The following is a 10,174-nucleotide window of genomic DNA, read 5'->3' on the forward strand; positions in this document are numbered from 1 at the left end:
GGGTCGTCTCAGCCACGGCGCCACTCTCGCACGCCGCACCGACCTCCTGGCGTCGGCTCTCGTCCTCCATCCCCACGTCAGTGCTCACTCTCACTGAGCACTGACGTAGGAAGCAGAGCCGCACCGCCCCGGAGGAGACACCGCTCCCGCCGCTACGTCAGTGCTCACTCTGACTGAGCAGTGACGTGGCGGGCAGGTTTCGCCGGGTCAGCCGCGGGCGGCGTTGCGGGCGGCTTCCTCGCGCATCTGCTCCTCGCGCTCGCGCAGCTCGGCGGTGAACTCCTCGCCGAAGTCCTCCGGTGCGTAGACCTGCCGCAGCTCGAGGTGCTGGCCGGGGTCGGGGGCGCACGAGGCCGGCCACTTCTTGAGCCACTCGATGGCCTCCTCGCGCGAGGACACCTCGATGATCGTGAACCCGGCAATGAGCTCCTTGGCCTCGGCGAACGGGCCGTCGGTCACCGACCAGTCGCCGTCGGCCCACGTGACGCGCGCGCCGCGGGTCGTCGGGTGCAGGCCCTCGCCCGTGACGAAGACGCCGGCTCGCAGCATCTGGTCGTTGTAGGCCTGCATGTCGGCGAACTGCTGCACGGTCCCGGTGCGGCCCTGCTCCGAGTCGGCGTTGGCCGGGACGATGATCATGAAACGCACGGTGCTCTCCTCTGGTCGGTGCAGGTGGCCCCTGCTCTCACCCTTGCGTCGAACGAGCCGGCCCGGTCTCGACACGACCCGCCGACTTCTTGACGGGAGGACCGTCAGCAGCCGACCGGCTCAGAGCTCGAGGCGGGCCGTGGCCGTGGACGGGACGCCCTCGCGGAACGGGATGCCGTCGCGCGCCGCGGCGGCCACAGCCTCGACGATCGGTACGAGGCCGTCCTCGTCGACGTGCCCGGTGACCTCGTCGGCGATGGCCTTGACCTCGTCGGGCGCGTTGCCCATGGCCACGCCCCAGGCTGCCCAGTGCAGCATCTCGAGGTCGTTGCGCTGGTCGCCGCAGGCGATGGTGTGGATCGGCTCGACGCCGAGGTGGCGCCGCACGAGCTCGAGGGCCGACGCCTTGGAGACGCCCTCGGGGTTGATGTCCAGCCACGCCGACCAGCCGACGGCGTACGAGACGCCGTGCAGGCCGGCCCGCTCGACCATCTCCATGAACTCCTCGGCGCTGGCCTCGGGCTGGCGGAGGGTCACACGGGTGACGGGGTGCTCGACGAGCTCCTCCCACGTCACCTCACGCGAGGCGCCCATGAGCTCGCCGTCGGGGAAGTGCCGACTCACCTTGAACCCGACGCCGAGCTCCTCCACGGCGATGAGCGCGTCGGGCAGGGCCACGCGCATCTTCTCCAGGACCGCGCGCGGGTCGAAGGTGACGGTGTCGATGATCCGGTAGCCCTGGTCCGCCGCGGGGTCGAGCTCGAGGGTGACGGCCCCGTTCGAGCAGACCGCGTACCCGCGAGTGAGGGCCAGCTGCTCGAGCACCGGCGTCGTGGCGATGATCGAGCGCCCGGTGGACACGACGACGCGGATCTCCTCGGGCAGCGCGCGGATCGCGTCGCGGACGCGGGGCGAGAGCTCGCCCATGTGGTTGAGGGTCGTCCCGTCGAGGTCGAGGGCGAGCAGGCGCTGGAGCATGGCCTCACCGTAGCGCCCGCCCCGGACGGTTCCGGGCGGCCACCCACGACGTCCGCCGTGCCGCCGCGCCGCCGACCGACGCCGTCCACCGCGACGTCACCCACGAGTCACTGGCGCGTCACCTACCTCTCAGGCGAGGCGACCCAGCGCATCCTCGATCCCGCGGTGCAGCGTCGGGTAGGCGTAGATCATCGAGCGGAGCCGCTCGACCGGCACCTTGCCGTGCACGGCGACGGCGAGGGCGCCGAGCACCTCGCCGCCGGCGGGACCGACGACGGTCGCCCCGACGAGCAGGCCGCTGTCGGCGTCGGCGACGACCTTGATGAGGCCGTCGGCCTTCGCGATCCAGCCGCGGGTCGTCTCCCCGAGCGGCGTCACGCCGACCGTGACGTTGTCGAGCTCCTCGCGCGCCGCGGCCTCGGTGAGGCCGACGGCGCCGACCTCGGGGTCGGTGAAGGTGACCCGCGGCAGCGCGGCGTACTCGGCCGGCGGCCCGTCCTCGTCGAGCACGTCCCGGATGACGACGCCCGCCTGGTACATCGACACGTGGGTGAAGGCCCCCTTGCCGGTGATGTCGCCGATGGCCCAGACGCCCTCGGTGACGCGGCACTCGTCGTCGACGCGGGCGACGCGGGCGTCCTCGGCGACGCCGACGTGGTGCAGCCCGACGCCCTTGACGTCGGTGCGTCGCCCGGTGGCGACGAGGAGGCGGTCGGCGTCCACGTGGGTGCCGTCGGCGAGGGTGACCCGGACGCCGCCGTCGCGCTGCTCGACCTTCGCGGCACCGACGCCGGTGCGCACCGTGATGCCCTCGGCCTCGAACACCTCGGCCACCTTCGCCGACGCCTCGGGCTCCTCGAGCGCGAGCAGCCGGTCCGCGGCCTCGACGACGGTGACGGTCGTGCCGAACCGGGACACGGCCTGGCTCAGCTCGCACCCGATCGCGCCCCCGCCGAGGACGACGAGCGAGGCGGGCAGCTCGGTGGCCTCGATGATCTCGTGGTTGGTCCAGTACGGGACGTCGGTGAGGCCCTCGATCGGCGGGATCGCGGGGGTGGTGCCGGTGTTGACGACGAGGCCCGTCGTCGCCGCGTAGGCGGTGCCGTCGACGTCGACGCGGCCGGGCCCGGAGATGACGCCGGTGCCGCGGACGAACGTCGCACCCTTGCCGGTGAGCCGGTCGACGGCGACCGTGTCGTCCCAGCCGTCAGTGGCCTCGTCGCGGATGCGCCGGGCGACTACGCTCCAGTCAGGCGCGACGTCGCCGACGGTGCCGGCGAGGCCCGGGACGCGTCGGGCCTCGGCGAGCGCGTCGGCCGCGCGGATCATCATCTTCGAGGGGATGCATCCCCAGTAGGGGCACTCACCGCCGACGAGTCGCCGGTCGACACCGAGGACCCGCAGGCCCCGTTCGGCGAGGGTGCCGGCGACGTGCTCACCGCCGGGACCGAGCCCGATGACGATGACGTCGAAGGTGTGGTCTGCGTCGGGGCCGCTGCTCATGCCCCACCCTTACCCGCGGCAGGCCCCCGCGTCGACCCCTTCCCGGGTGGGGACGGCCACCATCGCCTCGGCCGTCCTCGGCGGAGCGACCACTCGCGCCAGTCCGTCACGGACCGGCTGCTGGGCGAACAGGACGCTGCCGACGACGAGCACCATCCCGGCCAGGTGGACCATGCCGAACTCCTCACCGAGGAGCAGGACGCCGAGCAGGACGCCGACGACTGGGTTGACGAGACCGATGATCGAGGCGTTCGTCGGACCCAGCAGCGACAGCCCGCGGAACCACAGCACGTACGCGAGTCCGCTGCCCAGCAGGCCGAGGTAGGCGAGGGCGCCCAGGGCCGGGAGGTCGAGCGCAGGCGGCGCGCCCTCGACGACGGCCGCGAGGGGCAGCAGCACGAGCCCACCTGCCACGAGCTGCCACGCGGTGACGGTGACGACGTCGTCGCGGGGCGCCCAACGCCGGGTGAGGACGAAGCCGGTCGAGGCCGAGATGACGGCGAGCACGCCGGCGACGAGGCCCACGGCGTCGATCGGGCGGTCGAGCCCGCCCCGCAGGACGAGCAGCCCGACGCCGACGAGACCGACGAGACCCGCACCGACGGCCACGCGGGTCGGCCTCTCCCCCAGCAGGATCCGCGCCACGACCATGGTGACGACGGGAGCGGTGGCCACGAGCGTCGCGCCGAGACCGCTCGGCAGGCGGTAGGCCGCGACGAAGAGCAGCGCGTAGAAGAAGCCGATGTTGAGGCTGCCGAGGACGAGCGCGCGCCACCACCAGTCGCCGCGCGGCAGGCGGCGCAGGCACAGCAGCATGAGCAGCCCCACGGGCAGGGCCCGGACCGTGGCCGCGAAGAGCGGGCGACCGGGCGGCAGCCACTCCTGGGTGACCGCGTACGTCGAGCCCCAGATCGCCGCGGGCAGCGCGGTGAGGGCGACCGTGCTCCACGAACCCCTATTACCTTCCATGGAAGGTAATTTACCTTCCATGGAAGGTATAGTCCAGTCCCATGAGCCGACGTACGCCACCGAGGCCAGCGACGACACCGACGCCGTCACGGCCGGCGGACCACGCCCAGCACGTCGTCGACCAGTGGGCCCGCGAGCGTCCCGACCTCGACGCGTCGCCGATCCTCGTCATCGGACGCCTCCACCGCGTGGCACTCGCCCTGACGACCGAGCTCGTCCGCGTCTACAACGGCTTCGGCCTCGGCGAGGGCGACTTCGACGTGCTCGCCACCCTGCGTCGCACCGGCCCGCCCTACGAGCTGACGCCGACCGCGCTCATGGAGCAGACCATGGTGACCTCCGGAGCGGTGACCAAGCGCATCGACCGCCTCGAGGGCGCAGGCCTCGTCGAACGGCGGGTCGCGAGCGGTGACCGCCGCAGCCGCATCGTCGCGCTCACCGACGCCGGCCGCGCGCTCATGGACCGGGCCGTGCCCGAGCACCTCGCGAACGAGGCGCGTCTGCTGTCGGTGCTCGGCGCATCGGAGCGAGCCACCCTCGCCGACCTGCTCGGCCGGCTCGGGGCGTCTCTCGGCGCCTGACGCCTCAGGCCAAGGCGCCGTGCATCAGGGCGTCACCGTCCGGCGTCACGACGTAGCCGGCCTTGGGCCGCGACGGGTACCCCGTGTCGAAGTGCATGTAGTCGTGCCACGCGTCGGTGCCCGACCAGGTCCAGCCGTAGGACCGCAGCACCGTCCAGGCAAGGCCGCCGGAGCGGACCGCGCCCGGGGCGCCGGCCGACGCCGGGGCGTTCGGGTCCCACCTGCCGGTGCGCGGGTTGATGTACGGGTTCTGCACCGGGTTGAAGTCCAGCGCGCGCCCCCACGCGTGCGGCGACGACGAGTTCGCCGAGTTCTGCTCGGAGGGCTTGCGGCAGTTGAGCGCGGTCGACGCGTTGGCCTTGGAACCGAGCCACTCCCACCCGCCGAACATCTCGATCCCCTCGACGCGGTGCATCCGGAACTTCTTGGCGTACAGGGTGTTGAAGATCTTCGCCGTGCTCGACGCGACGTCGGCGTTGACGTTGACCCAGCCCCGGTGGGTCTGGCCGTCGAGGCCCCAGTACGGCACCTCGACGCGTCGGAACGACGTCCGGTACCCGGGGCACCCGTCGCGCCAGACGCCGCTGGCTCGCACCTTGGCCCACTGATCGTCGGTCATGAGCATGATCGCCGAGGGCGCGTAGGCGGCGACGGGCGGCGTCGCCGGGGTGCCGGAGTTCGTGAAGCCGTACGGCGCCGCCCCGATGCCGGGGGAGGCGGCACTCGTGCGGGCCGTCGTCGTGTAGCCGGAGCGCCGACCCGTCACGGTGACGGTGAGGCGTTTGCCGAGGTCGGCCGTGGTGGGGCGGTAGGCCCGGGCGGTGGCGCCAGGGATCGCGATGCCGTTGCGTCTCCACTGCACGGCGATGCTCGCGGCGGGTCCCCACGTGCCGGTGGCCACGGTGACCGGCCAGCCGACGCGCCGGAAGAAACCGCCCAGGACCGGGGTGGGGGCCGTCGTGAACGGCCGCGTGATCGGCCCGCGCGCCGGGCTCGTGCGCACCGCGGTGATGAAGCCGGGACGTCGAGCCGTGACGACGACGTCGACCCGGTGGCCGAGGCTCGTCGGCCCCAGGTACAGGCGTGACGCCGTCGCGCCGGACAGGGCCCGACCGTCGATGCGCCACTGGTAGGCGAGCGTCGCACCCGGCGACCACACGCCCGCGGCGACCCGCACGGACGATCGGATCTGTGGTGTACCGGTGACGACCGGCGTCGGAGCTGCGGCGAACACGCCCCAGTCGATGACGGCCGACGGCGCGGACGTGCGTGACACCGACGTGAAACCGTCCCTCGACCCCGTGACGGTGACGCTCACCCGCGTGGTCCGGTCGGCCGCGACAGGCGTGTACGTGGGGCCCGTGGCGCCGCTGACGACCACCCCGTTGACGCGCCACTGGTAGGTGAACGTCGCCGCCGGCGCCCACGCGCCGGGCACCGCGGACAGCACGCGGCCGACCCGCAGCGTGCCGGCGACCGTCGGGGTCGGGGCAGCCGTGAAGCTGCCCGCCACGACCGGCCCGACGGGGTCGCTCGTCACCCCGTCGACGGTCGTGTCGTCGCGGTGCGAGGTGACGACCACCGCGACCTTGTGGTCGAGCGCCGACGCCGGGACGGCGAGCGTCGGGTCGGTGGCGCCCTCGAGAGGGGCACCGTCGAGGGTCCACTGGTAGGTCAGGGTCAGGTCGGGGTCCCAACCCTGCGTCTCAGCCGTCAGGGTGGCGCCGACGCGCGGGGTGCCCGTGACTGCGACGGTGCCCGGCGGGGCGGCCGGCGCCGACGGTGGCGGGGTGGACGCGTCGGTCGGCGTCGCGGCCGGTGTCGGCGTGGCGGCATGGCCCGACGCGTCCACGGTGCTCGAGGGTCCCGACGCCGGTGGCGGGCTCGGGGTCCCCGCTGCCTTGGCGTCCGGGACCAGCACCAGCGATCCGACGAGTGCGATCCCGACGAGCACCGTGGCGCTCCGCCGAGGGCGACGCAGCCGCTGCGTCCGGTGGGCGTGACGCGCTGGGCGCGTCGGCGACGAGGGCTGGTCGAGCGGACCGGGCACGGGCGGACCTCCGCGTCGCGGCGCCGGACTGGCACCGGGCTGAGCGCCACATACCCGATTTGTCCCATTTGGACTCAATGGGGCCCCGCCTGGGCGCGTCACAGCGAGCCACACGCCCGGCTGGGCCGGATGACGGGCGGCGCACAGGTCGGCTCCGGACCGTGGGTGTCAATGGCAGAGCGCCAGGCAGAGAGCAGGGAGAACGCATGAACGGCAAGCGAATCGCCCTCACCGGCGCCGGCATCGTCGCCGCGGCAGGGATCGCGATCGGGGCGGCCTCGCTCGCGAGTGCGAGCGGCGGCTCGGGAGCCGAGACCGGTTTCGCCGCCAACGCCGGCTACGGCGTCGTCGGCGGTGAGGGCGGCCAGGGCATGCCCGGTGCCGGTGGGGGCGGGTACGGCAACGGGAACACCGACCCGAGCAAGCCGATGCGCTCGGACGAGCAGCTGCTCACCGGCGACGTCGCCGCCAAGGTCACCGCGGCCGCCAAGGCCAAGGAGCCCACCGCGACGATCGAGCGGGTCGAGACGGACTCGGACGGTGTCTATGAGGCTCACATGGTGCGCACGGACGGGACGCACATCATCGTCCAGGTGGACGAGAGCTACGCGGTGACGAACGTCCAGGTCATGGGGCAGGGCGAACCCGGTGGACCCGACGGACCCGGCGGTCGCGGTGACGGGGACGGCGAGGGACCGCACGGCATGGGGATGGGCGGCCAGAGCGGCATGAACGGCTACGGCCAGCAGGGCGGCTCCACCGGGTCGACGGACTCCAACGGCTCGACGGGCGAGGCGACGCCGTCGTCGTCGACCTGACGGACGACTGCCCACGGACGCGACCCGACGGGGCCCGTCCCCACCCTGGACTCCCGTCCCGGCGCGTGGAGCCGACGATCCTGTCGGGCGCCGGGACGGGGCCGGGGGTGACGGTCAGGCGCGCCCGAGTGCCGGCTCGCTGACCGACGGCTTGCCGTTCTCGAGGTGGCCGGCGAAGGCGCGCAGCCACGGCGTGCCCGGCACCGTCACCGTGAGGTCGTACCACCCGCCCGAGCGCGCCGTGTCGACGACGACGGCGCGGCGTCCGGCGTCCTGCTCCCTGCCGTACGCGTCCTGCACGAGCACGCGGGTGCCGCGGGGCGCATCGGCCTTGACGGTGAGGCGCTGCGAGCGGCCCTCGCGGACCAGCTCGACGTGGACCGCGCCGTCGCGCCGCGCGGTGTCGCCGGCGTAGCGCCGGTAGAACCCGTTCGGGCCGTGCACCTCGATGTCGTAGCCGCCGCTGACCGGCCAGGCCGCGGTGAGCGCGTCGCCGGCCCCGATCGTGTAGCTGTGCGGCGCGCCGGCGGGCTCGATCAGCCGGGCCTGCAGGTGTGCGCCGATGCGACCGAGGTTCTCCAGCTCGACGGTGACGGCGCCTGACGTGGCGCGCTCGCGGTCGCGCAGGTCGTAGCCGACCGGTCGGGCCGGACGCGTGCCGCGCTCCTGCCGGGGCATCGTGCCCTGCGCGGGCGGCGTCGGGCGGTAGGACGGGTGGCGCTGGTCGTCGAAGGGCTTCCAGTGCGTCGTGTCGGGCAGCATCTGCACGTCGGCTGCCTTCTGCGAGAAGTCGAACGCCGAGGTGAGGTCTCCGCAGACGGCCCGACGCCAGGGCGTGAGGTTCGGCTCCTGCACCCCGAAGCGTCGCTCGAGGAAGCGGATCACCGACGTGTGGTCGAAGGTCTCGCTCGTGACCCAGCCGCCGGTGCTCCACGGCGACACGACGAACATCGGTACGCGCGGGCCGAGGCCGTAGGCGCCGGGGCCGTGCTCACCCTCGTAGAACTCGTGGTCGGTCGGCACCGTGGACGCGCCCGGGATGACCCGGCTGTTCGCGTGCGGTGGCACGAGGTGGTCGAAGAACCCGTCGTTCTCGTCGTAGGTGATGAACAGGGCCGTGCGGGCCCACACCTCGGGGTTGGCCGTCAGGGTGTCGAGGACCTTGCTGATGTACCAGGCGCCGTAGTTCGTCGGCCAGTTCGAGTGCTCGCTGAACGCCTCCGGGGCGGCGATCCAGCTGACCTGTGGGAGCGTGCCGGCCTCGACGTCGCTGCGCAGCTGGGCGAAGTAGTCCTCACCGTCGCGCGCCTTGGTGCCTCGACGAGCCTTCTCGTACAGAGGGTTTCCGGGCTCTGCGTTGCGGTAGGCATTGAAGTAGAGCAGGGAGTTGTCGCCGTAGTTGCCGAGGTACGGGTCGGAGGTCCAGCCCCACGAGCCCGGCCCGTCGAGGCCGGTGCCCTCGTCCTGGTACACCTTCCACGTGACGCCGGCCTTCTCGAGGCGCTCGGGATAGGTGGTCCAGTCGTACCCGAGCTCGTCGTTGTAGAGGACGGGACCGCCGCCCTTGCCGTCGTTGCCGGTCCAGCCGCTCCACAGGTAGTAGCGGTTCGGATCGGTGTTGCCGATGAAGGAGCAGTAGTAGGCGTCGCACACCGTGAACGCGTCGGCGAGGGCGTAGTGGAACGCGGCGTCCTGGCGCATGAGGTGGGCCATCGTCGTCGTGCCCTTGGCGGGCACCCAGCCGTCGTAGTGGCCCCGGTTGACGGCCGCCTGGCCGTCGGTCCAGCTGTGCGGCAGGCCCTCGAGGAAGGCGGCGCCGAGGTCGTCGGTTCTCGGGTGGAACGGCAGGATGTCGCGGGTCCCGTCGGACTGGTGCCACACCGACCGGCCGCTCGGCAGCGTCACCGGGTGCGGGTCGCCGAAGCCGCGGACACCGCGCAGCGTGCCGAGGTAGTGCTCGAACGACCGGTTCTCCTGCATGAGGACGACGACGTGCTCGACGTCCTTGATGGAGCCGGTCGCGCGGTTGGCCGGGATCGACGCGGCCCGGGCGATGCTCTGGTCGAGCACCGTCGCGGCGGCCGCGCCGCCCGCGATCTGGAGGAAGCGTCGACGGTCGAGGTTGACCATGGGGTGCACTCCTGGAAGGTGGTGGATCAGTCGCACCACCCTCGCGCCCGGAGGCGAACGCGCCCCGGCGCGGGAGTGACCGCCGCGCGAAGACTCGGTCAGCCGTTGGTCAGGTGGCGTTGTCTTGGAGCGCCGGCGGCGCGGGTGGGCCATACGTGGCTGCTCGCCCGGGCCGAGAACGTGCTGCTCATCCCCGGCACGTCGTCGCCGGCCCATCTCGAGGACAACCTGGCGGCGGGTGACCTCGTCCTGACGGTCGAGGATCTCGACGAGTTCTCGGTCGCGGCCTTCGCGACACAGGAATAGGCCTGAACGGACGTCGACCCGGCCCTACAAAAGGGCCGGGTGAACGTGTGAAGAGTCCGGGTACGCGAAAGAGGCCCGGCCCGGGTATTGCTGCCCGGGCGGGCCTCTGTCGTGAATGTGTGTCCGGCTGCGTCCTACTCTCCCACACCGTCACCAGTGCAGTACCATCGGCGCTGAAGGGCTTAGCTTCC

Annotated in this window: 9 protein-coding genes; 3 read left to right on the forward strand and 6 right to left on the reverse strand. The window is 72.8% G+C overall.

Annotated features, from left to right (window positions below):
* Positions 1–207 precede the first annotated feature (207 nt).
* The 4 genes from AC3A5R_RS16540 to AC3A5R_RS16555 all read right to left on the reverse strand — a co-directional run bounded on the left by AC3A5R_RS16540 (position 208) and on the right by AC3A5R_RS16555 (position 4,098).
* The gene (locus tag AC3A5R_RS16540) at positions 208–639 is read right to left on the reverse strand and encodes a YciI family protein (RefSeq protein WP_487621864.1); all 432 of its coding nucleotides are present in this window, start codon (positions 637–639) and stop codon (positions 208–210) included.
* Between the two features lie 129 nt (positions 640–768).
* Positions 769–1,626 (reverse strand): HAD family hydrolase, encoded by an 858-nt coding sequence (locus tag AC3A5R_RS16545; protein WP_487621853.1) that lies wholly within the window; start codon positions 1,624–1,626, stop codon positions 769–771.
* A gap of 129 nt (positions 1,627–1,755) precedes the next feature.
* A complete protein-coding gene (locus AC3A5R_RS16550) occupies positions 1,756–3,129 on the reverse strand; it encodes a dihydrolipoyl dehydrogenase family protein (protein ID WP_487621854.1) in 1,374 nt (457 codons plus the stop codon).
* Positions 3,130–3,138: 9 nt separating this feature from the next.
* The gene (locus AC3A5R_RS16555) at positions 3,139–4,098 is read right to left on the reverse strand and encodes an EamA family transporter (protein WP_487621855.1); all 960 of its coding nucleotides are present in this window, start codon (positions 4,096–4,098) and stop codon (positions 3,139–3,141) included.
* Positions 4,099–4,139: 41 nt separating this feature from the next.
* Between AC3A5R_RS16555 and AC3A5R_RS16560 the strand changes: the two genes are divergently transcribed.
* Positions 4,140–4,679 (forward strand): MarR family winged helix-turn-helix transcriptional regulator, encoded by a 540-nt coding sequence (locus AC3A5R_RS16560; protein ID WP_487621856.1) that lies wholly within the window; start codon positions 4,140–4,142, stop codon positions 4,677–4,679.
* A 4-nt stretch (positions 4,680–4,683) separates the two neighbouring features.
* On the opposite strand, the gene AC3A5R_RS16565 is transcribed toward AC3A5R_RS16560, so the two are convergent.
* Positions 4,684–6,633, reverse strand: coding sequence for a M15 family metallopeptidase (locus AC3A5R_RS16565; protein WP_487621857.1), 1,950 nt, complete (start codon positions 6,631–6,633; stop codon positions 4,684–4,686).
* Positions 6,634–6,935: 302 nt separating this feature from the next.
* Here AC3A5R_RS16565 and AC3A5R_RS16570 point away from each other — a divergent pair, with 302 nt between their 5' ends.
* A complete protein-coding gene (locus tag AC3A5R_RS16570; protein ID WP_487621858.1) occupies positions 6,936–7,547 on the forward strand; it encodes a hypothetical protein in 612 nt (203 codons plus the stop codon).
* A gap of 114 nt (positions 7,548–7,661) precedes the next feature.
* Here AC3A5R_RS16570 and AC3A5R_RS16575 read toward each other — a convergent pair whose 3' ends face one another.
* A complete protein-coding gene (locus tag AC3A5R_RS16575) occupies positions 7,662–9,677 on the reverse strand; it encodes a phosphocholine-specific phospholipase C (protein WP_487621859.1) in 2,016 nt (671 codons plus the stop codon).
* Between the two features lie 144 nt (positions 9,678–9,821).
* Here AC3A5R_RS16575 and AC3A5R_RS16580 point away from each other — a divergent pair, with 144 nt between their 5' ends.
* The gene (locus AC3A5R_RS16580) at positions 9,822–9,983 is read left to right on the forward strand and encodes an aldo/keto reductase (RefSeq protein WP_487621860.1); all 162 of its coding nucleotides are present in this window, start codon (positions 9,822–9,824) and stop codon (positions 9,981–9,983) included.
* Positions 9,984–10,174 lie beyond the last annotated feature (191 nt).

Source organism: Intrasporangium sp. Soil_C_50 (genome assembly GCF_057656595.1).